The following is a 23757-nucleotide window of genomic DNA, read 5'->3' as shown; positions in this document are numbered from 1 at the left end:
AACGCCGCTGCCGCACAGATTGCGGGATCAATGGGCAACTGGTCGTTTCTGGTCGTGGCCGTCGTGATCACGGCCCTGGCGTTCGACTTCACCAACGGCTTCCACGACACCGCGAACGCGATGGCGACCTCCATCGCGACCGGTGCACTGCCTCCCCGAATCGCGGTGGCGATCTCGGGTGCGCTCAACCTGGTCGGCGCGTTCCTGTCCACGGAGGTCGCGAAGACCATCTCCGGCGGGATCGTCGACGACTCCCTCGTCAAACCGTCGATGATCTTCGCGGGCCTGGTCGGCGCCATCATGTGGAACCTCGTGACGTGGCTGCTCGGCCTGCCTTCGAGCTCGTCCCACGCGCTGTTCGGCGGCCTCATCGGCGCGACGTGGGTGGGTGCCGGGGTCAAGGGCGTGCACTTCAGCACGGTGATGGAGAAGATCGTCATCCCCGCGCTCGCCTCACCTCTGATCGCGGGCGTGGTCGCGATGACGGCCACCTACCTGGCGTACGTGATCACCTCCCGGGGGGACCGGAACAAGGTCGGGCGAGGGTTCAAGGGCGGACAGATCGCCTCGGCCTCGCTCGTGTCACTGGCGCACGGGACCAACGACGCGCAGAAGACCATGGGCGTCATCACCCTCACGCTGATCTCCGCGGGCATCCTGTCGCACGGCTCGGGACCGCCCTGGTGGGTCGTCTTGATGGCCGGCCTGGCGATCGCGCTCGGGACGTACATCGGCGGCTGGCGGATCATCCGGACCATGGGCAAGGGACTCACCGACATCGAGTCGCCGCAGGGCTTCGCGGCCGAGACCTCGGCCACCACCGTCATCCTGGCCTCGTCCCACCTCGGGTTCGCGCTGTCCACGACGCAGGTCTGCTCCGGCGCGATCCTCGGTGCGGGGGTCGGCCGCCGGCTCGCGGAGGTGCGCTGGAGCGTCGCGGGCCGGATGGTGCTGGCGTGGGTGTTCACGCTGCCCGCCGCGGCGGCGGTCGGCGGGGTCGCCGCGGCGGTGGCCGAGCAGGGCACCGTGGGAATCTCGGTGGTCTTCATAGCCGCGGTCGCCGTGGCGGTCGCGATCTACGCGATCTCCCGGCGGAACCCGGTGCACGCCGGCAACGTGAACGAGCAGCGGACGACGACGGTCCTGCCGCCTCCGCAGGCCTCCGCCGCCTGAGAGGGAGTACGTCGATGGACATCAAGTGGAACGCCCTCGGCGAGGTGGCCGCGGTCTCCTTCGCCGTCGGAGTGGCGATCGTAGTGATCTTCGCGGTCGGCATCCTCGCGTGGTCGGCACGCTCGCCCGAGGGTGCCCACCACGGCCGGGGAGACAACACGACGTTGGCGACAGCGGCGGCGGGCCTGTGCTTCCTCGCCTGCGCGGTGATCGTCGGCTATGGCATCTATCTGATCGTCCCGCAGTTCCACTGACCCGGCCTCGTCAGCGGGGCGACGGCCCGGCCAGGGCCGATGCCGCCCCGCAGGCCGGCGGTACACGCTCGGCCTGCGGACGATCGCGTGCGGCCGGCGGTCCGGGCCGGCGCCGCCTCATGGCTCCGGCGACGGGTCGGCACTGCCTCACGGCCCTGGCGACGTGGCGGCGCCGCCCCACGGCTCCGGCGACGGGTCGGTACCGCCCTGCGCGTCCGCCGCGATGGCGGCGAACTCGGCGATCAGCGGGTTCCGGCGGGCGCTGTCCCAGGCCAGGCAGACCTGGTTCGGCGGGATGTCGGCGATCGGAACGTACGTGACGTCCGGCCGGGTGTAGAAGGTCACCACCGACAGCGGCAGGACGACGACGCCGTGGCCCGCGGCCACGTGTTCGAGCTTCTCCTCTACGGCGTGGAACGTCGGCTCCGGGCGCCGCCCTCCCGGACGCCGGAGTTCGGTGGCGAGGTCACGCCACTCGGGAACGGCGTCGGGGTCCTGGAGAAGGTGCTCGTCGGCGAGGTCGGCGATGCCGATGACGTCCTTGCCCGCGAGGCGGTGGTCGGCGGGCAGTACGGCGACGCGCGGCTCGGTGAGCAGCGGCCGGATGCGCAGCCCACGTTGGTCGACCGGCAGGCGCACGTACCCGATGTCGACCCGGCCGTCGCGGATGACCTCGATCTGGTCGTCCCAGGTCGTGCGCACGACCTCCACGGTCAGCCCGAGATGGCGCTCGCGCAGCGCCCGGACCGCCGGAGTGACGATCAGCCCGGGCATGAATCCGACGACGAAGGCGTCGGTGCCGCGGGCGGCGCGCGCGACACGGCGGCGCAGCGCCTCCGCCGAGGCCAGCAGGGGGCGGGCGTCCGCGAGCAGCTGCTCGCCCGCGGGGGTGAGCTCGGTGGCCCGCTTGCTGCGCACGAACAGCTGGGCCTTCAGCTCCTCCTCGAGCGCCCTGATCTGGCGGGACAGCACGGGCTGCGCGATGTGCAGGGCCTCGGCCGCCCGCCCGAAGTGCAGCCGTTCGGCAACGGCGACGAAGTAACGCAGCTTCCGCAGATCGACGTCCACCAGCGCCTCCTCGACCCTCTGATACCTCCAGGGTATTACAGGGGTGGCAGGAGGTCTTGGACGCCGAGGGTCGCCCGGCGACATCGTGGAGGGGTCGGCAATCCCGTCTGCGAAGGACCGCATCATGGATCTGCAGGGTCAACGCGTCGTCGTGCTCGGCGGCACTTCGGGCATCGGACTGGCCACCGCGGAGGCGGCCGCCCGGCAGGGCGCCGTGGTCACCGTCGCCTCCAGCAGGCAGAGCAGCGTCGATCGCGCGCTCACCCGGCTGCCGGGCGGCTCCGACGGCCGCGTCGTCGACCTCGCCGACACGCGGGCGGTGGCCGCGCTGTTCGACGAGCTCGGCGAGTTCGACCACCTGGTGTACACCGCCGGTGAGCCGATGACGCTGATGCCACTGGACACACTCGACCTGGACGCGGCCCGGCACTTCTTCACGCTGCGCTACTTCGGCGCCCTGACGGCGGTCCGCGCCGCGGTGCCGCACCTGCGCAAGGACGGTTCGATCACTCTCACCACCGGCGTCGCGAAGGACCGGCCGGGCCCCGGCTGGGCGGTCGCGGCGAGCATCTGCGGTGCCATGGAGGCGCTGACCAAGGCCCTGGCCGTCGAGCTGGCACCGATCAGGGTGAACGTCGTGTCGCCCGGCGTCGTACGGTCCCCGCTGTGGTCCGCGATGGGCGAGGCGGACCGCGAGCGGATGTACGCCGAGATCGGCGGCGCGATTCCGGCCGGGCGGGTCGGCGAGGTCGAGGACATCGCCCGGGCGTACGTGTTCCTCATGACGGAGCCCTTCGCCACCGGAACCGTCCTCACCGTGGACGGCGGGAGCGTCCTCGTCTGAGCCGGACCACCGTGGCGACGGCGCCCGCCAGGCCGATCACGCCCACGACGACGGCCAGGTGGACGCCGTACGCCTGGGGCAGTCGCGAGGGATTACCGGCCTGGCGGCCGAGCCCGAGGACCATCGGCAGCGCCACGGCCGAGACCGAGCCCGCGAGGACCAGCGATATCCGGACGGGCCCACGGTACGGCCCGGGGATCCGTCCCGTCAGCGCCGCCACCGCGAGGAGCAGCGGGGCCAGCAGCAGGTCATGGGCGAGGGCCGCCCCCGCGAACCAGACGAGCCAGCCCGCCGGGTGCGTGTCGGCGGCGTCGGCGAGCAGCCCGACGCCGCCGACGCCGATCAGCGCCGCGCCGAGGCCGTAGACGACGAGACGGCCCTTCATGACCGGCTCACCACCAGCCGGGCGATCCACTTGGTCTGCATCACACCGGGACGGTCGGGCGCGATCAGGCGGCACGGGTACCCGTGATCGAGCGACAGCGGCTCGCCGTTCAGATCCAGCGCGAGGAGCGTGAGCTCGTCGTGCCAGTGCGGCGGGTCCACCTCCGAGGTCCGGTATCGCCCGCGCGCCTCCAGCGACTCCACCCGGACACGGGCGTCCACGTCGACGCCCGCCGCGTGGAGGACGTCACGGAGCCGGACGCCCGCCCAGGTCGCCTCCGCGCTCCAGCCCTCGACACACGCGATCGGCAGCCGTACGACGTGGCGGGGCATGGCCCGCAGGTCGGCGAGGGAGAGGGACAGTTCGCGCGTCACGTCACCGGTGACGGCGAGCCGCCAGGCCGGATCCCGGGTGACGCCGGCAGCCGCCGCGGTCTTGTTCACCGGCAGGCGTTGCGGTCCCACCCCCGGCCGGCGCGGGGCCAGCAGCGCCAGCCCGCCGAGCGGCGTGAACGTCTCCCCGACGGTCACCAGCCCGACCAGGCCGCACGCGCCCGCGACGGTGGCGAGAAAGCCCCGGCGGGACGGCCCCACCGGGCGGGCGGCCGGCGCCTTGGTGCCCCACAGGCCCCGCACCTTGGCCCACTGGTTCGCGACGTGGATGAGGAGCGCACCGTAGACGATGTAGGCCGTCCAGTAGTGTGCCGCCGGGAAGAAGAACGGGAACGGGTAGAAGTACGCGATGTTGAACAGCCCGGTCACCAGCTGGAACAGCGCGCCGGCGACCAACGGGAGGACCAGCGCCCGTTCGACCGCGTGCCCGGCCGAGCGCACCGGCGGCCACTGCCACAGCTTCGGATAGACCGTCCAAAGCTTGGCGAGCAGCAGCGGAATCGTGGCCAGGCCGCCGATCACGTGCAGGCCCTGCGTGAGCCGGTAGAGGCCGACCGGCCGGGACGGCCAGACCGCCCATCCCGGCGGGTGCTGCATGAAGTGACTGATCAGGCCGGTGACGAACGCCACGGTGAAGCTCACACCGAGCCCGATACCGAGCCACGCGGCGGTACGCTCATCGCCGGCCCGCCCGCCGAACCGCCGGAACGCGCCGAACCGCGGGGACGCGCCGAGTCGCCGGATCGCGCCAAACTCGCGGAACGCGGCGAACCGCGGGAACTTGCCCAACCGCGGGAACGTGCCCAACCGCGGGAACGTGCCGAACCGGCGGAACGCGGCGAACCGGCGGAACGCGCCGATCAGCCGGTCGGGGCGAGGTCCGCGAACCATCGCTCGGCCTCCGTCCAGACCTCGGCGACACGCAGCCCGGCCTGCTCCGCGTACCCGCCGATCGCGTCCCGGCCGACGTGCGCCCAGCGGAACCAGCCGCTCGCCCGCCGCCCGTCGCGCAGCCGTATCCACTCGGTGCGCGTCACCGAATGCAACTCGACGACGGCCCGGCCGCCCCGATGTAGCAGCGCCTCGACACGGTGCAGCAGCACCACCGGGTCGCCGCCGATGCCGATGTTGCCGTCGGCCAGCAGCACCGTCTCCCAGCGCCCGGCACCCGGGACGTGATCGAACACGTCGCGGACCAGGGCCAGCCCGCCCGCCGCGCGCGTCATCTCCACGGCGTACGGAGTGACGTCGATGCCCAGTGCCGGCAGGCCACGCTCGGCGAGCGCGACGGTGAGCCGCCCGGGACCGGACCCCACGTCGAGCGTCGGCCCGGCGCAGCGGTCCAGCAGCGCGTCGTCGCCCGGCCGCCCGTCGCACCACTGGTCCACCGGCAGTCGCTCCCGCCGCCCGTCGGCGTGCTCGATCTCCACCGCCCCGAGCCCGGCGAGCGAGCCCTCGTACAACCCGCCGATCATCGCGCGGCCTCCTCCCTCGGACGAGGCGACGGTGCCGCGGAGCTCACGGGAGCCGGGATCCGCCCATCCTTCCGGTCGTCCCGGCCGGAAGGAGATGTGGACGGCCGGCCGCGCCCCGGACTCGGTACGGCCAGGGCGGTAAGCGTGGCCGCGAAGCGTGTTCCCGGGGCCTGTGCCGCTACTCGTACGGCGTCGGCGGCGGTGTCCACGTCGGTCAGCGTGTCGAGCGTGGTGACGCGCATGCCGCGCAGCCGGGCGCGCTGGTGCGCCCCCGTGTCCGGGCGGGACATCGGCACGCCGAGGAACAGCCGGGGATCGGGCTCGCGCAGGCCGATCAGCCAGAAGCCGCCATCGGCGGCCGGTCCGAAGACGGCGTCCCCGTCCTCCAGACACCGTGCCGCTCGGGTGAGCGCGGCGGGAGTGACCTGGGGCGTGTCCATGCCGACCAGGACCGCGGCGCCATCGGCGTCGGCGAAGGCGTTCGCGAGCCTCTCGTCGAGGCCACCGCCGCGCTGCGGGATCACCTCGAACCCCTCCGGCAGCCACGGCCCCGGACGCCCGGCGAGGACCAGCACGCGCCGCGCCGCCGGGGTCGCGGCGACGGCGGCGAGAGTGTCGGCCAGCGCGGCCTCCGCCAGCGAGGCCGCCTGTTCCGGCGTGTACGGCGGTGTGAGTCGCGTCTTGACCCGGCCGGGCACCGGTTCCTTGGCGATGACCAGCAGCGTCGCCGACCCGCCTGCGGTCAGGTCGTCTTCCACCTCAAGGGTCGTCATACCGTCTCCAGCACGCGTCGCATGTCCTGGATCGCCCGCAGCGTTCCCCGTACGGTGCCGGTGACCTTGGAACGGCCGGTCCGCGGGTGGTAGGCGACGTCCGTCTCGGCGATGCGCCACCCTGCGGCGCGGGCTCGCAGCACCATCTCCAGCGGGTATCCGGACCGCCGGTCGGTCAGGCCCAGGTCGAGCAGGCGCGCCCGCCGCGCCGCCCGCATCGGTCCGAGGTCGCGCAGACCGGCGCGGCGCGCGATCACGGCGTTGCCGAGCCGGGCATGCGGCGGCCAGGCACGGAGCGACACCGGACGCCGCCGGCCGAGCGCGAGAGCGGCCCCGGATGCGCGGTCGGGAGCGTTCGTGCTCATGGTGGCCCTGTCCCACGACCCGCTGCCGGGAGCGTCCGTGCGGACGGCGGTGCCGTCCGGCGGCGCGCCGTCGTCACCCGCGAGGAGACCGACGACCTTGGGCAGGTCGGCCGGGTCGAGGGAAGCGTCCGCGTCCATGAAGCAGACGATCTCGGCGCTCGCGGCGAGCAGCCCGGCGTGGCAGGCGGCGCCGAACCCACGACGCGGCTCGGGGACGACCAGCGCGCCGTGCTCGGCGGCGACCTCCGCCGAGCCGTCGGTGGACCCGTTGTCGACCACGATCGGGCGATAACCCTCGGGCATCCTCGCCAGTACCCACGGCAGCGCGGCTGCCTCGTCGAGGCAGGGCAGTACGACGTCGATCATGTTGGCGACGCTACGCCCGGACCTCGGTGATCGACCCTTACGGAGTGATGACGGGGATCCGTCGCGGATCCGCTCGTGATCAACCTCGGCGTCCTGGTGCGTTCAGGCGGACGCCGGGCCGGAACATTCGTGGCCAACCCTTACGGAGTGATGACGTGTACGGCGCATCCCTACTGGTCAGCCCTACTGTGAAGATGTGATCAGCTTCAGCGGGCCGGTGACGTCGCCCGGCGGCGAAGAGCGTTCCTCCGGCCTCTTGGACGAGCCGGGCCGGGCGGCCGGACGGTTCCCCGGCCGCCCGTTCGCGCACCACCGTGCGGCGATCGTGGTGTGGGGCGCGATCATCGTGGTCGGGTTCGGGGTCGGCGCGATTCTCCGGGGCACTGGGCATCTCCCGGTGGACCGGTTCCCGCCGTTGCACGCGGAGCCCCGGCTGCTGATCGGCCCACTGCTGCCCGCGGTGGCCGTGGGGTTGGTCGCGGTCGCGGTCCTGCCGGTCGCGGCCCGGCGGCTGTCGTGGGGGATGGTGCTGCTGACCGCGTGGCTCGGATCGGCGCTGTGGGCCGTCGCCCTCCAACTGCCGGACGGCCTCGCCCGCCCGCTGACCGCCCCGACCGAGTACCTCGCGGGCCTGCCCGCGATCGGCGATCATCCGCTGCGCTGGCTCCGCGGGTTCGCGGCGGCGATGCAGGCGTACCCGACGCACGTGAAGGGCCATCCGCCCCTGCCGACCCTGATCCTGTGGGCGCTCCAGCGGGCGGGGCTGCGCGACGCGGGCTGGGCCGCGGCCTTGGTGATCACCGCCGGAAGCTCCGCCTCGGCCGCGATCGCGGTCACCGTACGGAGGCTGGCCGGCGCCGACGCGGCCCGCCGGGCGGTGCCGTTCGTCGTCCTCGCGCCCACCGCGCTCTGGGTCGCCACCAGCATGGACGCCTTCTTCCTCGGCGTCGCGGCCTGGGCGGTGGCCCTGGTCACGGTCGCCGCCACGCGGCCCGCTCCGGACGGATTCGAAGCGGTCGGGTGCGCGTTCGCGGGCGGGCTGCTGTTCGGCTCCCTGCCGTACCTGAGCTACGGGCTGCTGCCGATGTTCGCGCTGCCGCTCGCCGTCCTCGTCCTGACGCGGCCGCCCCGGGCGGTTCTCGGCGCGCTGGCCGCGGGGTGCGTGGTCGTGCCCGCCGCGTTCACGTTCGCCGGGTTCTCCTGGTTCGCGGGCGTCGCCGGGACGCACACGGCCTGGGCGGCGGGCGGCGGAGCGCGCGCCCGGCCGTACGCGTACTTCCTCGTCGGTGACCTGTCCGTGCTGGCGCTGCTGATCGGTCCCGCGACCGCCATGGCGCTGCCGACCGTGCTCGGACACGCGGCCGCGCTCGCCAGGAGCCGGTGGCGTGGGGCGGGTCGTGGGTCCGTTGCCGTCGAGAGAGCCGGCGTTCCCGCGTGGACCGGGAGGCTGGGGTGGCCGGTCGCCGCCGCGCTCGTCGGGATGATCGCCCTCGACCTGTCCGGGGTCACGCGTGGCGAGGTGGAGCGGATCTGGATCCCGTACGCCGCTTGGACGACGATCGCGCCCGCCGTCGCCCGCCCGCCGACCCGTACGCTGCTCCTCGCGCAGGTGGCCACCGCCCTCGTGATCCAGGCCCTGGCGAGGTCGCCATGGTGAGATCCGAGACCGGCCGCGTCCTCGTGGTCGACGACGATCCGACCGTCGCCGACGTCGTCTCCCGCTACCTCGTACGCGACGGGCACGAGGTCGTCTGTGTCGCCGACGGGCACGCCGCGCTGCGCGCCGCCGAGGAGCAGCCTCCGGACCTGGTCGTCCTCGACCTCATGCTGCCCGGCATCGACGGTCTGGAGGTGTGCCGCCGGCTCCGCGAGCGCTGGCCGGTGCCGATCGTCATGCTGACCGCGCTGGGCGAGGAGACCGACCGCCTCATCGGCCTGGAGACGGGTGCGGACGACTATGTCACCAAGCCGTTCAGCCCGCGTGAGCTGGCCCTGCGCGTGAAGTCCGTCCTGCGCAGGGCGCGCGGCGCACTCGCCCCGACCGGTGAGACGATCACCGACGGCGACCTGACCGTGGACGCCGCCGCCCACGAGGTACGGCTCGGCGGCGAGGAGATCTCCCTCACCGCCCGCGAGTTCGACCTGCTGGCGTTCCTGATGCGTCATCCACGGCAGGCGTTCACCCGCATGGACCTGCTCCAGAAGGTCTGGGGCTGGGAGTTCGGCGACTCGTCGACGGTCACCGTCCACGTCCGCCGCCTGAGAGAAAAAATCGAAGAAGACCCCACCGCGCCCCGGCGGATCCTCACCGTCTGGGGTGTCGGCTACCGATACGAGCCACTCACATGATTCCTTTCACCGCGTTCGCCGAGGTGGTGGCGTACGCCGCCGGGGCCGCGCTGCTCGCCGGCGCCGCCGGCGTCTCGGCGCTGTACGCCCTGCGCGGGCGTTCCATCGCCACCCTGCTGGCCGTCGTCTCGGCCGCCACCGTCCTGGCCACCGTCGCCGGCATCGTGGCGATCACGCTGAAGATGCTGATCAGCGACCATGACCGGTCCGTCGCGCTGACGGTCACCGTGATCGGCGGGCTGGTCGGGCTCGGGGTGTCCCTGCTGCTCGGCCACCGGTTGATCGGCGGCACGCGCTCGCTGCTCGTGTCCGTGCGGCGGGCGGGGGAGAGCGGACGGTTCCGCCTGCCGGAGCGGCGGCTACCCGCCGAACTCGCCGAGCTCGGTACCGAACTGTCCACCGCCTACGAGAACCTCGACGCGGCCCGTGCCCGCGAACGCGCGCTGGAGAGCAGCCGCCGCGAGCTCGTCGCCTGGGTGAGCCACGACCTGCGCACGCCGCTGGCCGGGCTGCGGGCCATGGCGGAGGCCCTCGAGGACGAGGTGGTCGCCGACCGAGCGACGGTGCGCCAGTACCACGCACAGATCCGGGCGGAGACCGACCGGCTCACCGCGATGGTGGACGATCTGTTCGAGCTGTCCCGGATCCACGCCGGGGCGCTGCGTCTCTCGCGGCAGCGGGTCGGGCTCGGGGATCTGGTGTCGGAGACGGTCGCCGGGACGGAGCCGCTGGCCCGGGCCAAGGGCGTCCGGCTGCGCGGACAGGCGCAGGGCGCACTGCCCGTGGAGGTGGACGCCGCCGAACTCGGCCGGGCGCTGCGCAACCTCGTGGTGAACGCGATCCGGCACACGCCGGAGGACGGCGGAGTGGAGATCGTGGCGGGCGCGGAGGAGGGCATGGCGTACGTCGCGGTCTCCGACGCCTGCGGCGGAATCCCGGACGAGGACCTGCCGCGCCTGTTCGACGTCGCCTTCCGGGGCGAGGCCGCCCGCACGCCGGGCGGCGGGGCCGGCCTCGGCCTGGCCATCGCCCGCGGCATCGTCGAGGCCCACGCCGGCCAGATCGGCGTCTCGAACGCAGGCCCCGGCTGCCGCTTCATCGTCCGCCTCCCCCTGGGTGCCTGATTCCCGGATGCGGCCTGAAGAGAGAGACCTGTCCGCTGTCCTCCCCGTGCGGGTCATCCGTACGGGAAGGACGGACGTCTGAGCCCGCCCAGGGTTTCCGCTCAGCGGTGTGATCTCCAGAACCCGCATCGATGCTCGGCCGACAGGTCCACTGGGGCGATGCGGTCCGCGCCGAAAGACAGTACGGTCCCCCGTCCGTACCTCGGCCACTGAGGACCGGGGGTGCCGGTCCGGGCAAATCGCGTCCAATAACCGATCAGCCGGTCCGCGAGGATCCGCCGGCCGCCCGTGAGCGGTGGGGGGTTCGAGCCCTGGTAGGCGCCGTCAAGGAGGTACGGCAGATCGGAGCCGTGGGATGCTCCGAACGGGAAGTCCCCGATCGCGAAGTCGGTGGGTTCGGCGAACTCATAGGCGAATACCGGCGACCGTCGGGCCGCAGCGCCGTCTGTGGCAGCCTGCGAACAGGCGCCGAGCATGCGGCCGTCGTCGGTCAGGAGCGTCGCGAGCGCCAGGCTCGGCGTGGCGTAATGGTCGAGCGGGTAGGCGGCGAGGATCGCGCGGGCCTTTCTCGGTCCGTACAACCCGCGGATGGCGTCCGGGTACTCCTGCGCCGTGAGCGGGTGCCCGGCGGCGTCGTACCTCGCAGCGACGAACGCCCGCATCTCGTCCCGGGTGCCGCCCAGCACCAGCGGGATGTGCGCGGCGCGGCCGAGGCGTATCGCCGTCGTCGGCTGGAGCGGCAGCACGGGGGCGCCGGTGACCGGGAGCCATGGCAGCTCCGCGATTCGGCGGTGGACCGTGAAGACCTGGTCGTCGTCGAGGCCGGTGAGGTCCTGGAACGGCTTGGCGCGGAGGCACTCGGCGGCGGTATGCGGATCCCGGCAGCCGAGGTTCGCGGCCGTCCGCAGGCCACGCCGCCGTGCCACCGCCCAGGTGAGCAGCATGTTGTCGCAGGGGCCGCTCTGCACGATCGCCTTGGCGAACAGGCCCCGCGCTCCCGGTGCGGCGAGCTGCGCACAGGTGCTGAACGCACCGGCGGACTGACCCCACAGCGTCACATTGCCCGAATCGCCGCCGAACGCCGGGATGTTCCGCCGGACCCATCGAAGCGCGGCCTGCTGATCGGCGAGCCCGAAGTTGCCGGCGTACGGATCGTCCAACGCGGGATGGTCGAGGAAGCCGAGCGCCCCCAGCCGGTAGTTGAACGTCACGGCGATGACCGATCCCCGGGTGACGAGGCGGGTCGGGTCGTACAACGCGCCGGAGCCGCTCGTGAACCCGCCGCCGTGGATGAAGACCATCACCGGGAGTCTTCCGGACCGGCGGCGGGGCGTCTCCACGTTCAGGAAGAGGCAGTCCTCGCTGCCGACGACCCGCGCGGGCCGACCGGACGACGACGGGCACGGCGAGCCGGGCCTGGTCGCGTCTCGTACGCCGGTCCATGCGGGAGCGGGACGGGGCGCTCGCCAGCGAAGTGGACCGACCGGTGGGGCGGCATAGGGAATCCCCTGATAGCTGCGGTGATCGGAACTGATGGTGCCACGGATCAGACCACCGGAAACGCGGACAGTCGCCTCGTCCGCGTTCGAAGAGCCGATCGGTATGGCCGTGAGCGCTCCGGCGGCCAGAACGGCACCACACAGGATGCGGAAGACGGATCTTTGCATGGGCCAACGCTCACCGGTCGGGCCCCGCCGGGGCGTCGTACGCGGGGCGTATTCCGGCCTACCTCTCGCGGGGGCGTGCTGGGACCGCCGGGCCCGGTCGCGCGCCGGGCACACGGAGATCCGCGCAGGCGAAGGGCGGGGCCGGGGAACGTGCCGGCCGCGCAGGACATGGCCGGTACCGTCGCACCGGGCGGGGCGTACGTCCCGCGGCGTACGGGCGGTGTCTCCGGCCAGGTGACGACTTCGCCGGAGAACGCGGCGACCTTGTGGGGCATGCCGAATTCATCGAGCCGTCATGATGCGTCGCGTCCCTGGACCGGTGCCCTCAGCGGACTGTGCCACGTGCTGTTCTTCCTCGCCTCCCTGGCGCTGCCCGGAATCCTCGGGCAGCAGGGCGGTGCCGGGATCATCACGCCGTACTCCACCGACGCCGAAGTGGCGCACTTCCTGTCCTCCGCCCCACGGGGCGTCCTACCGGTGGCCGCGTTCTGTCAGGCCATGAGCGCACTGGCGCTTCTGCTCTTCGCCGCCTGTGTTCCCGATCACCTCCGCAGGATCGATCCGCGGAGCCCGCAGGCGGGCGCGGCCCGCACCGCGGGAACCGTCGCCGCGGCCCTCCTGCTGCTGTCCGCCTGCGCGCAGTGGGTCCTGAACCGGCCCGGCACCGGCTCGGCCCTGCACGTCTATCGGGCCGTCATGGACCTGACCTTCATCACCGGTGCGGGACCCCAGGTCGCCACGACCGGTCTGCTCTTCGGCGCGGTCGCGGTCGCGGCCCGCACGACCCGCCTCCTGCCCGGCTGGCTGTGCTGGATCGGCATCGTGGTGGCCGTCATCTCGGCATTGTCGATGCTGTCTCTGCTGGGGAAGGCCCCCTCTCCGCTCATCCCGATCGGCCGGTTCTCGGGCATGCTCTGGCTCCTCGGCACGAGCATCGTCCTGCTGCGCCGCCGGGCCGCCACGTCGCTGACCGTCGGCAGCGCGAGCGCGGTGGAGGAGCCGGTGTGACCTGCCTGGCGATCGGCACCCGGTGGGGCGAACCACCCGTCACCAGGCCGGCTGATGTTGTGCCCGGCCGTTCGCGCGGGCCCGTCGACGTCGGCGCGTCCGCAGCGAGACCGTCTCCGGCCCGCCCGCGCCGGCCGGTCGGAGGCGCTCGCCCGCGTCGGCCCGTCGGCGTCGACGGGGCTCAGGCTCAGGGCCGTGTGGCGAACTCGGCCATGCCCTCATCGAAGGGGACGGCGGCCCGGAAGCCGAGCTCCGTACGGGCGCGGTCGGGGGAGGCGACGATGTGGCGGACGTCGCCCAGCCGGTACTGGCCGGTCACCACGGGATCGGGCCCGCCGTACACCTTGGCGAGGGCGACCGCCATCTCGCCGACCGTGCGCGGCTCGCCGCTCGCGATGTTGTACGCCCGCAGTGCGCCGGGCGATGACGCCGGCGACTCCAGGGCCAGGACGTTGGCGCGGGCGACGTCCCGTACGTGGACGAAGTCGCGGCGCTGCCCGCCGTCCTCGAAGACGCGGGGCGGCTCTCCGTGTTCGAGGCTGGAGCGGAAGATGGCGGCGACGCCCGCGTACGGGGTGTCGCGCGGCATCCGCGGCCCGTACACGTTGTGGTAGCGCAGCGCCACGACGCTCCCGCCGGTCGCGCGGGCCCAGGACGCGGCGAGGTGCTCCTGGGCGAGCTTGGAATCGGCGTACGCGTTGCGGGGGTCGACGGATGCGTCCTCGCCGACGGTGCCCGGCATCAGCGCCGCGCCGCACAGCGGGCAGCGGGGTTCGAACCGGCCCGCGGAGAGGTCGGCCTCCTCCCGGGGGCCGGGCCGCACCCGCCCGTGCCCGGCGCAGTCGTACGCGCCCTCGCCGTAGACCACCATCGACGACGCCAGCACGAGCCGCCGTACGCCAGCCCCGGCCATGCCGGCGAGCAGGACGGCCGTGCCGAGCACGTTCGTCGAGGCGTAGGCGGGCAGGTCGGAGACGTCGACGCCCAGGCCGACCTTGGCCGCCTGATGGCAGACCGCGTCGGCGCCGATGAGGCATCGCTCGACGGTCGCGGCGTCCCGTACGTCCTCACCCGACCGCAGGTCGAGCGGACGCACCTCGTGGCCGTGCTCCTGGAGGGCCTCGACGATGTGGGATCCGATGAACCCGGCAGAGCCGGTCACGAGCACGCGCATGCCCGCACGGTAACCACGGCGGGGCGGCCGGAACGGGGACGGCGGCGAGCCGTCCGCATTCCGTAAGAATCACCGCGTATGCGATCAGGCGGCGACTTCGGCGTCGAGGTTGCCGGCGATCCGCTCCAGGAGGCTCATCAGGGTGTCGTAGTCGTCGTTCGACAGGCCGTCGACGACGCGGGCGCGGGCGGCGTGCATCCGCGTCGCCACGCGGGCGTACGCGTCCCGGCCGGTGTCGGTGAGCGTGAGGTCGCCCTCGTCGGTCCGGACCCAGCCGCGGTCGGCGAGTTCGTCCACGTACGGCCGCATCGTGGGCTCGTCGTCGGAGATGAACGGCGCCATGGCCTGGTCCAGTCGCTCCGGGCCGATCGGGCCGGAGGCGATGGTGTTGAGCACCTGCCAGAACCGCCGGTTCAGCCCTTCCTCGGCGAGCACGCGGCGGCCCATCTCCTCGACGCGCTGGTCGATGTGCTTCACCCAGTAGCCGAACGGGCGGGTCTGTCGTACGTCGGGACGCTGCTGCATCGATGCCTCACTTCCATGTAAAAGTGCATGTATTTGTAAGCTAGCATCCATGGATCCGATACGGCAACGAGAGGCCCTAACAGCGGTGGAGCGCGCCATGGTCGCCATCCGCCGCAGCCAGACGCGCCGCGCGATGAGCAGGCTCGGGCGGGATCTCGAAGGCGTCACCTTCGACCCGACCGTCTTCGGCGTCCTCGACGCCATCGAGGGGATGGGACGGCCCTGCACGGTCACCGAGGTGGCCGCGGCGCTCGACGTCGACCAGCCGAGGGCGAGCCGTCTGGTGGCGCGCGCCGTCGACGCCGGCCTGCTCGTCCGCCAGGCCGACCAGCGCGATGGCCGCCGCACGCCCGTCGCGCTCACCGACCGCGCCCGGGAGCAGCTCGATCGGATGCATCGGTTCCGGCAGGAGACGTTCGCGCGGGCGATGGCCGACTGGCCGGACGACGACCGCGCCACGTTCGCCCGGCTGCTGACCTCGTTCGTCGAGTCCTTCACCGCGCTGACCGCCGCACCCGGCGCCGGTGAAACTTTCAGCGGGGATCGGCCGCCTCCCGGCCGGCCGGCGGACCGGTGACCAGCGCGGGCGCGCACCGCGATCGAGACCGCCGGGCCCGGCGCGTGCCACGGCTTTGACGCGTGATCCGCTGCGGCGGAACCTGCTCCTGATCGGGAGACCCTTCAGGAGGTGCGATGTCCGGCGAACGACGAGTCGGTTCGGCCGTCGCGGTGTCACTGGCGTCGATGACGCTCGTCGCGCTCGGCGGCCCGGCGTCGGCGGCCACGGTCGTCACCGTGGCCCAGGACGGCAGCGGGAACTACACCACCGTCCAGGCCGCCGTGAACGCCGCCCCGTCCAACGGCTCCGGCTATGAGATCGACATCAAGCCGGGGACGTACCGGGGCACCGTCTCGGTCCCGTCCGCCAAGACCCACGTCACCCTCAAGGGCCTCGGGTCGAGCAGGGATCAGGTCGTCATCGTCGAGAACCACGCGGCGAGCCAGTACGGGACGCAGGGCAGCGCGACGGTGTCCGTGTCCGCGAACGACTTCAAAGCCACGAACCTGACGTTCTCCAACGACTACGACGAGGCGAAGAACGGCAGCTCGCAGGCGGTGGCCCTGGACCTCAACGCCGACCGGGCCGTCCTGGACAACGTGCGCGTCCTCGCGAACCAGGACACGCTGCTGCTGTGGACGGCGAGCACGAGCACGGTCGGCCGCTCGTACATCCGCGCGTCCTACATCGAGGGTGACGTCGACTTCATCTTCGGCCGAGGGACCGCGGTGTTCGACCGGTCGGAGATCCACTCGCTGAGCCGCGGCTCGTCGAGCAACAACGGGTACGTCACCGCGGCGGCCACGAACAAGGCCAACCCCTACGGCTTCCTGTTCTACAAGTCGACGCTGACGAGCAACGCCCCCGCCAAGTCGGTCTACCTCGGCCGCCCCTGGCACCCGTCCAACGACGCCAACGCGGTGGGGCAGGTCCTGTTCCGCGAGTGCACGCTCGGCGCGCACATCCGCAGCGACCCCTGGACGGACATGTCCGGGTTCTCGTGGAAGGACGCGCGCTTCTCCGAGTACGCGAACACGGGCGCCGGTGCGGCCGTCAACTCCAACCGGCCGCAGCTGAGCGCCTCCCAGGCGCCCTCCTACACGCCCGCCCGCTACCTGGCCGGTTCCGATGGCTGGAACCCGGTCTACTGACGGAGGCTGAGATGCCGAGACCCCGACTGCGCAGGTGGCTGCCCGCCCTGAGCGCGCTGCTGCTCGCCTGCGCGTCCCCGGTGGCGGCCGGATCGCCCGCCGCGGCCCGTCCGGCCGCCCCCGGCGGGACCGTCCGGGCGGCGACGGTGCCGCCCCCGACGTCGCCGGTGACCGGCAACGCGACCTGGTTCACCGGGCTCGGCTCTCCGTACGGCGGGTGCGGGCTGCCGCAGGCGAACCTCGACATCCAGGACTTCGTCGCGCTCAACGTCTTCAACACCCCGCACGACTACAACGGCTATCCCCGCCCGATCGCGGCGTCGGACGCGGCCCGCATGGGGATCTTCGCCAACGGCCAGAACTGCGGCCGGTACGTCCAGGTCACGATCGGCGACTACTGCACGGGCGTCAACGACGGAGCGCCGAACCAGGCGTTCTGCCGGAACGGCTCATGGGTCGCCGACGCCTACAACGGCGCGACGCTGACGATGCTGGTCGGAGACAGCTGCGCCGACGGCAACGCCTGGTGCCGCGACGATCCGTACCACCTCGACCTCGCGCAGGCGTCGCTGAACCGGTTCGCCAAGAACGGCGCACCGGTCGGCGACATGTACCCGAACCACTGGAACAACCGGCACATCAGCTGGCAGTTCGTCTCCGCGCCCGGCTACAGCGGCGACATCAAGATCGGGTTCCTGCAGGGCGCGCAGGTCTGGTGGCCGGTCATCGCCGTCTCGCACCTGCCGAACGGGATCCACGGCGTGCAGTACTACGACGGGAGCACCTGGAAGAACGCGACGATGGACAGTGACATGGGTCAGGCGTACGTCATCGGCGGGACCGCGACGGCCGGCCGCGACTTCCGGATCCGCGTCCTGGACGCCTCCGACACGCTGGTCGGCGGAGGCCGCGTCTACTCCTTCTCCCTCCCGTCGTCCTGCCCGAACTCCTGCGGCCCGGCGTACACCCCGGTGACCTACACGACTAGCACCGGCTGACCCCGCTCCTCGCCGCCGTCGTCGCCAGCGGGCAACGGCGGCGGCGAAGTGGCTTCCGTTTCTCGGCACGCAGTGGCGCTTACCCGCCTCCCGCGCGCCCCCGTACCGTCGCCTTGTGATCGTCTTCGCGCACCTCAGCGACACCCACCTCGACGGCTCGGCGCGCGCCGCCGCGCGTACGGAGGCCGTCATGGCCTACCTCGACCGGCTGCCGTACGACCTCGACGCCGTGCTGGTCACCGGGGACATCGCCGACCACGGCCTGGCCACCGAGTACGAGGAGGCGCGCACGGTCCTGGCTTCGCGGCACCCGGTGCTGACCTGCCCGGGCAACCATGACGTCCGCGCCCCGTACCGGCAGGTGCTGCTCGACGCGCCGGCCGGCCCCGGGCCCATCAACCAGGCGCATCGCGTTGCGGGGGCGGTGTTCGCGATGTGCGACTCCTCGATCCCGGGGCGGGACGACGGCCGTCTCGACGAGGAGACCCTGACCTGGCTGGAGGGGGTGCTCGCCGACACGCCGCCCGGAACGCCGGTGTTCGTGGTCTTCCATCACCCGCCCGTCGTCCTGCACGCCCCGTACGTCGACGCGATCCGGCAGTTCGGCGAGGACCGGCTCGCCGGGCTCATCGCCCGTCACCCGAACGTCGTCGCCGTCCTGTGCGGCCACGCCCACACCCCGGCGGCGACGACGTTCGCGGGCCGGCCGCTGCTGGTCGCGCCCGGGGTCGTCTCCACCGTCCGGCTGCCCTGGGAGACCGGCACGTGGGGTACGGGCACGGACGGCCTCGTTGACCACGACCTCCCTCCCGCGCTCGCCTTCCACGTCCTGGACGACGAGGGGCGGCTGACCACCCACTACCGGGTGGTCGTCGCCTGACCATCAGGCGCCGGTGACCTGCCAGGTGACGTCGTACGGGGCGAGGAAGCCGAGGAAGTCCTCCGGGTCGAACGCCTGCGCCGGGGTCAGCGCCCCCGACCGCCTCTCGCCGGAGGCCCGGCCCTCGCCGGAGGCGAGCCGCCGCGCCCCTTCCACGGCGATCACCGCGGTGAGCCCGTACGGGTCGGGGCCGGTGACCCAGCCACGCGCCCGGCCGCCCCGGCCGTCCTCGGCCTGGGCGACCATGAGCCACCGGGCGGCAATGCGGGCCTCCTCGTCCGGTGTCTCCGGGATGCTCTCCACGACGTCCGGCGTCAGCGCCAGGAACATCGCGGCCACCTCGGCCGCCACGACACTCCGGACGCGGCGCGCCCGCACGTGGCGCGGCACGGTGGCGACCCCCGGCAGCGGGAACGGCGTGACCGGCACCTCCTCGTCCGCGCCGGGTACGACGAGCGACGCGGGCGCGGCATCGTCGGCCGGGACCCAGGCGCCGTCGACGTAGTCGACCGGCCCTTCGGCGAACACCTCCGCCATCGTTCGCGCGGTCCCGCGCGAGGCCCCACCGGGACGCCGCATGTCCGCGATGAGCAGTTCCTCGACCGGCGAGACCCGCTCGGCCGTCAGGTGCGCGATCAGGTCGCCGGGGCCGCCGTCGTCGGCGAGTGCGGGAACGACCGCGACTCCGGCGCGTTCGGCGTCGGCGTCGTACGTCGACAGGATCCGGTCGATGTACCGCTGCTCGCCGGTGGTGTCGACATAGTGCCGGCCCGCCGCGATGGCGGCGCGCACCACGGGTTCGCCCCGTGACGTGAACGGCCCCGCGCAGTTGACCACCGCGTCGCAGTCGCCGAACGCGTCGGCCAATGCCGCGGGGTCATCCAGGCCCGCGACGCGGACGTCCCCACCTCCGGCCTCCACGGCGGCTTTGCGCAGGCGTTCCTCGTTCCGGCCGACCAGGACGGGCGTCATGCCCCGGCGGTGTACCTCGGCGACCGCGAGCCGACCGGTGAATCCGCTGGCCCCGTAGACGGCGATCCTCATCTCGTTCTCCCTGAAGGTCTCGGGCGGATCGCGGCACGTCCGCGACCTCACCCGGTAATCACCGTAGGAATCGCGAGCGGCCGATCCCATGCCCGTTCGTCCGCGCTCCATGTCCGATCGTCTCGCTCGGCCGTCGTAGGCCGTACGGTTGGTGCATGGACGTGCTGAGCGACGCGGTCGCGGTGATGCGTACGGGCCGGCCGCACTCGTCGCGAACCCGGCTGTGCGCCCCGTGGGGGATCAGGTTCCAGCCGCAGGAGGGCGCCGGGTTCCACGTGATGCTGCAGGGCTCCTGCTGGCTGATCCCGGCCCGCGGCGAGCCCGTCGCGCTGAACGTCGGCGACGTGGTCTTCCTGCCGCGCGAGCTCGGCCACGGGATCGCCGACACCCCGTCACGGCGCCTGGCCGACGTCCGCCTAACGTACGACGACCTGCCGCTCGGCGGCGACGGCCTCTCCCTGGGCGTCGACGCGGGCGACGGTTCCGGCGCGCGGACCGCGGTTGACGGGTCGGGCGTCCGGACCGCGGTTGACGGATCGGGCGTCCGGACCGCGAGCGGTGGATCGGGCGTCCGGACCGAGATGCTGTGCGGCGCGTACCGCCTCGACCACTCGCGGGCCCATCCGCTGCTGACGGAACTGCCCGACGTCGTTCACCTGCCCGCCCGCGTCGGCCGGCATCCCGCGCTGCGCGCCGCGATCGACCTGCTCGGCCATGAGATCGGCGCCCGTCCCCGTCCCGGCGGGGACGCCGCGCTGTCCGGGCTGCTGGACCTGCTCCTGCTGTACATCCTTCGCGCCTACTACGAGGACCAGCCCGATGAGGTGACGGCCGGCTGGGGCGCCGCGCTACGCGACCCGGCCGTCGCGGGCGCGCTGCGCGCCGTCCACGAGGACCCCGCCCGGCCGTGGACGGTCGAGTCGCTCGCCGCCGAGGCCGGGCTGTCGCGGGCGGCCTTCGCTCGGCGCTTCACGGCCATGGTCGGCTCGCCGCCGCTGGCCTACCTCACGTGGTGGCGGATGACGATCGCGGCGCGGCTCCTCCGCGACACCGACCTGCCGCTGCGCTCCGTGGCGGAACGCACCGGCTACACCTCGGAGTTCGCCTTCGCCAGGGCGTTCAAGCGGGAGTTCACGACCGCCCCCGGCCGGTACCGCGCGGGTTCACCGGACGCGCGGTCATCGCTCACGGGCTGACGAGGCGCTATGGCATTTCGGGTGCCGCGGGTTCATCGGGTGCCCTGTGATCGTTCACGGGCCGGCGACGTGCTGCGGCGTCTCGGGTGCCGTGGGCTCGTCCGGCGCGCGGTCATCGCTCACGGGCCGCCAGGGCGCTGCGGCGCTTCCGGGTGACCTCCTGGCCGATCGCGAACAGCAGCCACGCGAACGCCGTGCCGTCGTCGATGATGCCGACGGGCAGGAACACGTCCGGGATCAGGTCGACGGGGGAGAGGATGTAGATGACGACGGCGATCATCGCGATGATCTTGCCTTTGCTCGTCCGGTACATCTGCTCCTGCACCCGCGCCTGCATGCCGTCCCGGACCACCCCGGAGGAAGACCGTGCTCCCGTCGGCCGGGGGGTACGGCGCAGCCGCACGATGCCGACGACGAGCAGGACGCCGCCGACGGCCATACCGACGATGCCGACCGTGCGAACGTCGAGAGTCCCGACGTCACCGCCGACGGCGAACGTCAGGATCGCGCCGACGAAGAGGGCGAGAGCGCCCAGCCAGGCCATTGCTCCTCCGAGGGGTCGCGGACACCGCGAGTATCTCCCGCTTTCGCCCACCTATTCGCAGCGCACGCCGACGACCACCGTACGGGCGTCGGCGCCGCATGCCGTCAGTGAGACGCCGCACGGTGAGTATCGGTGCCACGGGGCGGTCAGCAGGACGCCGGGGCGGGCGTCGGCGCCACGCCGCTGTCGCCGGGCGCTGTTCGGGCGTCGATGCCGCGCCGCCGCAGCCGCCGGACGGGTGTCGGCGCTGCCCCGCTGTCGCCGGGCGCCGGGGCGGGCGTCGATGCCGCGCCGCAGCCGCCGTACGGGCGTCGGCGCCGTGCCGCAGCCACCGGGCACCGTACGTGCCGTGCCGTGGCGGGCCGGGCGTCAGCGGACGCCGCGCGGGCGGAACTGGATGCTGATGCGGGGCCCGCAGGGCCGGGCGGTTTTTGGGACGGCGTGCTCCCACGTGCGCTGGCAGCTGCCGCCCATGACGATGAGGTCACCGTGACCGAGGTCGTACCGCAGGGTCGTGCCGCCGCCACGAGGGCGGAGCGTCAGCGCGCGGGGCGCGCCGACCGAGATGATCGCCACCATGGTGTCGTGCGTGCTGCCGCGCCCGATCGTGTCGCCGTGCCAGGCGACGCTGTCGCGGCCGTCGCGGTAGAAGCACAGTCCGGCGGTGCGGAACGGCTCGCCGAGTTCGGCGGTGTAGCGCGCGTCGAGTGCGCGCTTCGCCTCGTCGAGCGCCGGGTCGGGCAGCGGCTCGCCTTCTTCGTAGAACTTCAGCAGGCGGGGTACGTCGACGACGCGGTCGTACATGTGCCGCCGTTCGGCGTGCCACGGGACGGTGTCGCGGAGCCGCTCGAAGAGCGTGTCAGCCCCGGTCACCCAGCCCCGGCGTACGTCGATCCAGGCCCCACGGTCGAGGACGGTGCGGTGCACCGACGAGCCGAGCGGACCGAAGCCGATCTCGTCGTCGTAGTCGAGCAGCGACGCCTGGAAAGCCTCTGTCATAGGACGAGTCTACGCATCCGTTCAAACGCGTGTTCGATCATTCGGCTCGAAGGTCCAGGCGCCAGTCGTTGCAGCGCATCGGGTGCCCCGGCGGGTACTCGAAGTCGCAGGGGCCGAGCAGGGTGAAGCCGAGCTTCCGGCAGATCGCGTTGGACGCGGGATGGTCGACGGACGGGTACGCGTGCAGGAACCGGTGCCGCCGCTCGGCGCGGGCGCGCTCGACGACGAGACGGCCCGCGGCGGTCGCGAGCCCCTGGCCGCCGAACTCCGGCAGGATGCCCCAGCCCGTCTCGTAGACGGTCTCGTCCCGCCACTCGCGCTCCCAGTACCCGATGCTGCCGACGGCCGTGCCCTCCGGGAGCACGACGACGCGGAACATTCCACCGGACCCCTCGTCTCCCGGCTCCAGGTAGCGCTGGTGGCGGCGGAGGACCTGCTCCTCGGTCTCCGGTCCGCCGAGGTGCTCCGTCATCTCCGGCGCGTTGATCCGCCGGAGCAGCTCGAGGTCGCCCTCGGCCCACGGCTCGATCCGGACCTCGGGGGCGGGGGTCGATTTCAGCACGTCTTCGTCCTTTTCCGAGTGGTCTTGCGCTGTGGGGGTGCCATCGGCTGCGAGAGCATGGCGTCTCAGAACCAGGCCAGTATTCTATGAGAAAACTAAGTTTGCCAACATGAATCTCCGGAGGTTGGGGCCGATGATGACCGACGGAGCCGATCCGCGCGACGACCGTGAGTCCGGGCCGGGCGCCGGCTCCCGGCCGCGGATCGGAGACCGGCTGCGGCGCGCGCGACGGCAGCGGGAGCTGACGATCGAACAGCTCGCCCAGGCCACCGGGCTGACCAAGGGATTCCTCTCCCAGGTCGAGCGGGACCGGGCCAACGTTTCGGTCGCCTCGCTCCTGCGGATCTGTGAGGTGCTCGGTGTCCGGGTGGGGGAGCTGTTCGACGACGGAGAGTCCGGGCTGGTGCCGGCCGATCGCCGGCCCGCGCTGCACTTCGGCGGAAGCGGGGTCCAGGACTTCCTGCTCACGCCCCGCGCGAACCGGACCATCCAGGTCATCCGGTCGACGGTGGCGCCGGGCGGGAACAGCGAAGGGGACGGGGACCCGCCCTATCGCACCCGCTCCGACGCCCAGTTCATCCACGTCACGAAGGGGGAGTTCGAGATCACCCTCGACGGCGAGGTGTTCCGCCTGAGGGCCGGGGACTCTCTGACCTTCACCGGCAGGGAGGAGCGAAGCTGGCGCAACCCGTCGGCGGACGAGGACGCCGAGCTGCTGTGGATGCTCACGCCCTCGCTGTTCTGACCGCGCTGACTGATGGCTCCGTGCTCATTTGATCTTTCGGGCGTAGATGACGCGGTCGACGAGGCGTTCGTGCTGGCCGGGTGGGGTGAAGTAGAGGTCGAAGGTGTGGTGGCCGTGTCTGTCGATGGTGATGACGG

The 23757-nt window shown here is 72.7% G+C and carries 27 protein-coding genes; 13 read left to right on the top strand and 14 right to left on the bottom strand.

From position 1 onward, the window contains the following. Nucleotides 1-30 precede the first annotated feature (30 nt). Nucleotides 31-1173 (top strand): inorganic phosphate transporter, encoded by a 1143-nt coding sequence (locus AB0I04_RS48365; protein ID WP_360901290.1) that lies wholly within the window; start codon nucleotides 31-33, stop codon nucleotides 1171-1173. A 14-nt stretch (nucleotides 1174-1187) separates the two neighbouring features. Beyond that, nucleotides 1188-1427, top strand: a complete 240-nt coding sequence (locus tag AB0I04_RS48360) for a hypothetical protein (protein ID WP_360901287.1) — start codon at nucleotides 1188-1190, stop codon at nucleotides 1425-1427. Between the two features lie 147 nt (nucleotides 1428-1574). Here the strand turns inward: AB0I04_RS48360 and AB0I04_RS48355 are convergent, their stop codons facing one another. Next, the gene (locus tag AB0I04_RS48355) at nucleotides 1575-2495 is read right to left on the bottom strand and encodes a LysR substrate-binding domain-containing protein (RefSeq protein WP_360901284.1); all 921 of its coding nucleotides are present in this window, start codon (nucleotides 2493-2495) and stop codon (nucleotides 1575-1577) included. Nucleotides 2496-2619: 124 nt separating this feature from the next. On the opposite strand from AB0I04_RS48355, the gene AB0I04_RS48350 reads away from it, so the two are divergent. After that, on the top strand, nucleotides 2620-3339 hold the full coding sequence (locus AB0I04_RS48350) for an SDR family oxidoreductase (RefSeq protein ID WP_360901281.1): 720 nt from the start codon (nucleotides 2620-2622) through the stop codon (nucleotides 3337-3339). On the opposite strand, the gene AB0I04_RS48345 is transcribed toward AB0I04_RS48350, so the two are convergent. From AB0I04_RS48345 to AB0I04_RS48325, 5 genes are read right to left on the bottom strand one after another with little or no spacing between them, the layout of a single operon-like run. Next, nucleotides 3308-3724: a hypothetical protein gene (locus AB0I04_RS48345; protein ID WP_360901278.1), complete on the bottom strand. Its 417-nt coding sequence runs from the start codon at nucleotides 3722-3724 to the stop codon at nucleotides 3308-3310. The genes AB0I04_RS48350 and AB0I04_RS48345 overlap by 32 nt on opposite strands. Next, nucleotides 3721-5007, bottom strand: a complete 1287-nt coding sequence (locus AB0I04_RS48340; protein WP_360901275.1) for a molybdopterin-dependent oxidoreductase — start codon at nucleotides 5005-5007, stop codon at nucleotides 3721-3723. The genes AB0I04_RS48345 and AB0I04_RS48340 overlap by 4 nt, the downstream gene beginning before the upstream one ends. Beyond that, nucleotides 4977-5591 carry an SAM-dependent methyltransferase gene (locus tag AB0I04_RS48335; protein ID WP_360901272.1) on the bottom strand — a complete coding sequence of 205 codons (615 nt, stop codon included), beginning with the start codon at nucleotides 5589-5591 and terminating at the stop codon, nucleotides 4977-4979. The genes AB0I04_RS48340 and AB0I04_RS48335 overlap by 31 nt, the downstream gene beginning before the upstream one ends. Further along, nucleotides 5588-6364, bottom strand: coding sequence for a TIGR04282 family arsenosugar biosynthesis glycosyltransferase (locus AB0I04_RS48330; protein WP_360901269.1), 777 nt, complete (start codon nucleotides 6362-6364; stop codon nucleotides 5588-5590). The genes AB0I04_RS48335 and AB0I04_RS48330 overlap by 4 nt, the downstream gene beginning before the upstream one ends. Next, complete coding sequence (locus AB0I04_RS48325; RefSeq protein WP_360901266.1) at nucleotides 6361-7095, bottom strand: glycosyltransferase family 2 protein; 735 nt, start codon at nucleotides 7093-7095, stop codon at nucleotides 6361-6363. The genes AB0I04_RS48330 and AB0I04_RS48325 overlap by 4 nt, the downstream gene beginning before the upstream one ends. A 196-nt stretch (nucleotides 7096-7291) precedes the next feature. On the opposite strand from AB0I04_RS48325, the gene AB0I04_RS48320 reads away from it, so the two are divergent. Genes AB0I04_RS48320 through AB0I04_RS48310 form a run of 3 tightly spaced genes read left to right on the top strand, consistent with a single transcriptional unit; the run spans nucleotide 7292 to nucleotide 10568 of the window. Beyond that, on the top strand, nucleotides 7292-8752 hold the full coding sequence (locus AB0I04_RS48320; RefSeq protein WP_360901263.1) for a hypothetical protein: 1461 nt from the start codon (nucleotides 7292-7294) through the stop codon (nucleotides 8750-8752). Continuing rightward, nucleotides 8746-9444, top strand: coding sequence for a response regulator transcription factor (locus tag AB0I04_RS48315; RefSeq protein WP_360901260.1), 699 nt, complete (start codon nucleotides 8746-8748; stop codon nucleotides 9442-9444). The genes AB0I04_RS48320 and AB0I04_RS48315 overlap by 7 nt, the downstream gene beginning before the upstream one ends. Further along, nucleotides 9441-10568, top strand: a complete 1128-nt coding sequence (locus AB0I04_RS48310; RefSeq protein WP_360901257.1) for a HAMP domain-containing sensor histidine kinase — start codon at nucleotides 9441-9443, stop codon at nucleotides 10566-10568. Before AB0I04_RS48315 ends, AB0I04_RS48310 begins: the two co-directional genes overlap by 4 nt. Nucleotides 10569-10669: 101 nt before the next feature. On the opposite strand, the gene AB0I04_RS48305 is transcribed toward AB0I04_RS48310, so the two are convergent. Further along, a complete protein-coding gene (locus AB0I04_RS48305; RefSeq protein ID WP_360901254.1) occupies nucleotides 10670-12235 on the bottom strand; it encodes a carboxylesterase family protein in 1566 nt (521 codons plus the stop codon). Nucleotides 12236-12403: 168 nt separating this feature from the next. Between AB0I04_RS48305 and AB0I04_RS48300 the strand changes: the two genes are divergently transcribed. Further along, nucleotides 12404-13243 (top strand): hypothetical protein, encoded by an 840-nt coding sequence (locus AB0I04_RS48300; RefSeq protein WP_360901251.1) that lies wholly within the window; start codon nucleotides 12404-12406, stop codon nucleotides 13241-13243. Between the two features lie 187 nt (nucleotides 13244-13430). On the opposite strand, the gene AB0I04_RS48295 is transcribed toward AB0I04_RS48300, so the two are convergent. Both AB0I04_RS48295 and AB0I04_RS48290 read right to left on the bottom strand, forming a co-directional pair. Further along, nucleotides 13431-14417: an NAD-dependent epimerase/dehydratase family protein gene (locus AB0I04_RS48295; protein ID WP_360901248.1), complete on the bottom strand. Its 987-nt coding sequence runs from the start codon at nucleotides 14415-14417 to the stop codon at nucleotides 13431-13433. Between the two features lie 84 nt (nucleotides 14418-14501). Then, complete coding sequence (locus AB0I04_RS48290) at nucleotides 14502-14942, bottom strand: MarR family transcriptional regulator (protein WP_360901245.1); 441 nt, start codon at nucleotides 14940-14942, stop codon at nucleotides 14502-14504. Between the two features lie 49 nt (nucleotides 14943-14991). On the opposite strand from AB0I04_RS48290, the gene AB0I04_RS48285 reads away from it, so the two are divergent. From AB0I04_RS48285 to AB0I04_RS48270, 4 genes are all read left to right on the top strand, one after another. Beyond that, a complete protein-coding gene (locus AB0I04_RS48285; protein WP_360901242.1) occupies nucleotides 14992-15519 on the top strand; it encodes a MarR family winged helix-turn-helix transcriptional regulator in 528 nt (175 codons plus the stop codon). Nucleotides 15520-15635: 116 nt separating this feature from the next. Then, nucleotides 15636-16652, top strand: coding sequence for a pectinesterase family protein (locus AB0I04_RS48280; RefSeq protein ID WP_360901239.1), 1017 nt, complete (start codon nucleotides 15636-15638; stop codon nucleotides 16650-16652). Nucleotides 16653-16663: 11 nt separating this feature from the next. Further along, nucleotides 16664-17650 carry a hypothetical protein gene (locus AB0I04_RS48275; protein WP_360901236.1) on the top strand — a complete coding sequence of 329 codons (987 nt, stop codon included), beginning with the start codon at nucleotides 16664-16666 and terminating at the stop codon, nucleotides 17648-17650. 115 nt (nucleotides 17651-17765) lie between these two features. After that, nucleotides 17766-18530 carry a metallophosphoesterase gene (locus AB0I04_RS48270; protein ID WP_360901233.1) on the top strand — a complete coding sequence of 255 codons (765 nt, stop codon included), beginning with the start codon at nucleotides 17766-17768 and terminating at the stop codon, nucleotides 18528-18530. A gap of 3 nt (nucleotides 18531-18533) precedes the next feature. Here AB0I04_RS48270 and AB0I04_RS48265 read toward each other — a convergent pair whose 3' ends face one another. Then, on the bottom strand, nucleotides 18534-19574 hold the full coding sequence (locus AB0I04_RS48265) for a saccharopine dehydrogenase NADP-binding domain-containing protein (RefSeq protein WP_360901230.1): 1041 nt from the start codon (nucleotides 19572-19574) through the stop codon (nucleotides 18534-18536). Between the two features lie 155 nt (nucleotides 19575-19729). On the opposite strand from AB0I04_RS48265, the gene AB0I04_RS48260 reads away from it, so the two are divergent. Next, entirely contained in the window at nucleotides 19730-20770 is a 1041-nt protein-coding gene (locus AB0I04_RS48260) for an AraC family transcriptional regulator (protein WP_360901227.1), read from the top strand. A 112-nt stretch (nucleotides 20771-20882) separates the two neighbouring features. On the opposite strand, the gene AB0I04_RS48255 is transcribed toward AB0I04_RS48260, so the two are convergent. The 4 genes from AB0I04_RS48255 to AB0I04_RS48240 are packed head-to-tail and all read right to left on the bottom strand — an operon-like array spanning nucleotide 20883 to nucleotide 22875. Further along, complete coding sequence (locus tag AB0I04_RS48255; RefSeq protein ID WP_360901224.1) at nucleotides 20883-21314, bottom strand: DUF1232 domain-containing protein; 432 nt, start codon at nucleotides 21312-21314, stop codon at nucleotides 20883-20885. A 51-nt stretch (nucleotides 21315-21365) separates the two neighbouring features. After that, nucleotides 21366-21653, bottom strand: a complete 288-nt coding sequence (locus AB0I04_RS48250; protein WP_360901221.1) for a hypothetical protein — start codon at nucleotides 21651-21653, stop codon at nucleotides 21366-21368. A 30-nt stretch (nucleotides 21654-21683) separates the two neighbouring features. Next, nucleotides 21684-22313 (bottom strand): alpha-ketoglutarate-dependent dioxygenase AlkB, encoded by a 630-nt coding sequence (locus AB0I04_RS48245; RefSeq protein ID WP_360901218.1) that lies wholly within the window; start codon nucleotides 22311-22313, stop codon nucleotides 21684-21686. A 37-nt stretch (nucleotides 22314-22350) separates the two neighbouring features. After that, on the bottom strand, nucleotides 22351-22875 hold the full coding sequence (locus AB0I04_RS48240; protein ID WP_360901215.1) for a GNAT family N-acetyltransferase: 525 nt from the start codon (nucleotides 22873-22875) through the stop codon (nucleotides 22351-22353). 133 nt (nucleotides 22876-23008) lie between these two features. Here AB0I04_RS48240 and AB0I04_RS48235 point away from each other — a divergent pair, with 133 nt between their 5' ends. Then, complete coding sequence (locus AB0I04_RS48235) at nucleotides 23009-23620, top strand: XRE family transcriptional regulator (protein ID WP_360901212.1); 612 nt, start codon at nucleotides 23009-23011, stop codon at nucleotides 23618-23620. The last annotated feature ends 137 nt before the right edge of the window (nucleotides 23621-23757 follow it).

Origin of the sequence: Actinoallomurus sp. NPDC050550, from assembly GCF_040655075.1 — a bacterium.
GTDB lineage: Bacteria > Actinomycetota > Actinomycetes > Streptosporangiales > Streptosporangiaceae > Actinoallomurus.
This window is presented reverse-complemented; position numbering and strand designations above follow the sequence as displayed.

Bases quoted from the DNA above. Each gene is read 5' to 3' on its own strand.
- AB0I04_RS48365 (WP_360901290.1), top strand. From the start codon at position 31: ATGGGCAACTGGTCGTTTCTGGTCGTGGCCGTCGTGATCACGGCCCTG.
- AB0I04_RS48360 (WP_360901287.1), top strand. From the start codon at position 1,188: ATGGACATCAAGTGGAACGCCCTCGGCGAGGTGGCCGCGGTCTCCTTC.
- AB0I04_RS48350 (WP_360901281.1), top strand. From the start codon at position 2,620: ATGGATCTGCAGGGTCAACGCGTCGTCGTGCTCGGCGGCACTTCGGGC.
- AB0I04_RS48345 (WP_360901278.1), bottom strand. From the start codon at position 3,724: ATGAAGGGCCGTCTCGTCGTCTACGGCCTCGGCGCGGCGCTGATCGGC.
- AB0I04_RS48340 (WP_360901275.1), bottom strand. From the start codon at position 5,007: ATGGTTCGCGGACCTCGCCCCGACCGGCTGATCGGCGCGTTCCGCCGG.
- AB0I04_RS48335 (WP_360901272.1), bottom strand. From the start codon at position 5,591: ATGATCGGCGGGTTGTACGAGGGCTCGCTCGCCGGGCTCGGGGCGGTG.
- AB0I04_RS48330 (WP_360901269.1), bottom strand. From the start codon at position 6,364: ATGACGACCCTTGAGGTGGAAGACGACCTGACCGCAGGCGGGTCGGCG.
- AB0I04_RS48325 (WP_360901266.1), bottom strand. From the start codon at position 7,095: ATGATCGACGTCGTACTGCCCTGCCTCGACGAGGCAGCCGCGCTGCCG.
- AB0I04_RS48315 (WP_360901260.1), top strand. From the start codon at position 8,746: ATGGTGAGATCCGAGACCGGCCGCGTCCTCGTGGTCGACGACGATCCG.
- AB0I04_RS48310 (WP_360901257.1), top strand. From the start codon at position 9,441: ATGATTCCTTTCACCGCGTTCGCCGAGGTGGTGGCGTACGCCGCCGGG.
- AB0I04_RS48305 (WP_360901254.1), bottom strand. From the start codon at position 12,235: ATGCAAAGATCCGTCTTCCGCATCCTGTGTGGTGCCGTTCTGGCCGCC.
- AB0I04_RS48300 (WP_360901251.1), top strand. From the start codon at position 12,404: ATGGCCGGTACCGTCGCACCGGGCGGGGCGTACGTCCCGCGGCGTACG.
- AB0I04_RS48295 (WP_360901248.1), bottom strand. From the start codon at position 14,417: ATGCGCGTGCTCGTGACCGGCTCTGCCGGGTTCATCGGATCCCACATC.
- AB0I04_RS48290 (WP_360901245.1), bottom strand. From the start codon at position 14,942: ATGCAGCAGCGTCCCGACGTACGACAGACCCGCCCGTTCGGCTACTGG.
- AB0I04_RS48285 (WP_360901242.1), top strand. From the start codon at position 14,992: ATGGATCCGATACGGCAACGAGAGGCCCTAACAGCGGTGGAGCGCGCC.
- AB0I04_RS48280 (WP_360901239.1), top strand. From the start codon at position 15,636: ATGTCCGGCGAACGACGAGTCGGTTCGGCCGTCGCGGTGTCACTGGCG.
- AB0I04_RS48275 (WP_360901236.1), top strand. From the start codon at position 16,664: ATGCCGAGACCCCGACTGCGCAGGTGGCTGCCCGCCCTGAGCGCGCTG.
- AB0I04_RS48265 (WP_360901230.1), bottom strand. From the start codon at position 19,574: ATGAGGATCGCCGTCTACGGGGCCAGCGGATTCACCGGTCGGCTCGCG.
- AB0I04_RS48260 (WP_360901227.1), top strand. From the start codon at position 19,730: ATGGACGTGCTGAGCGACGCGGTCGCGGTGATGCGTACGGGCCGGCCG.
- AB0I04_RS48255 (WP_360901224.1), bottom strand. From the start codon at position 21,314: ATGGCCTGGCTGGGCGCTCTCGCCCTCTTCGTCGGCGCGATCCTGACG.
- AB0I04_RS48245 (WP_360901218.1), bottom strand. From the start codon at position 22,313: ATGACAGAGGCTTTCCAGGCGTCGCTGCTCGACTACGACGACGAGATC.
- AB0I04_RS48235 (WP_360901212.1), top strand. From the start codon at position 23,009: ATGATGACCGACGGAGCCGATCCGCGCGACGACCGTGAGTCCGGGCCG.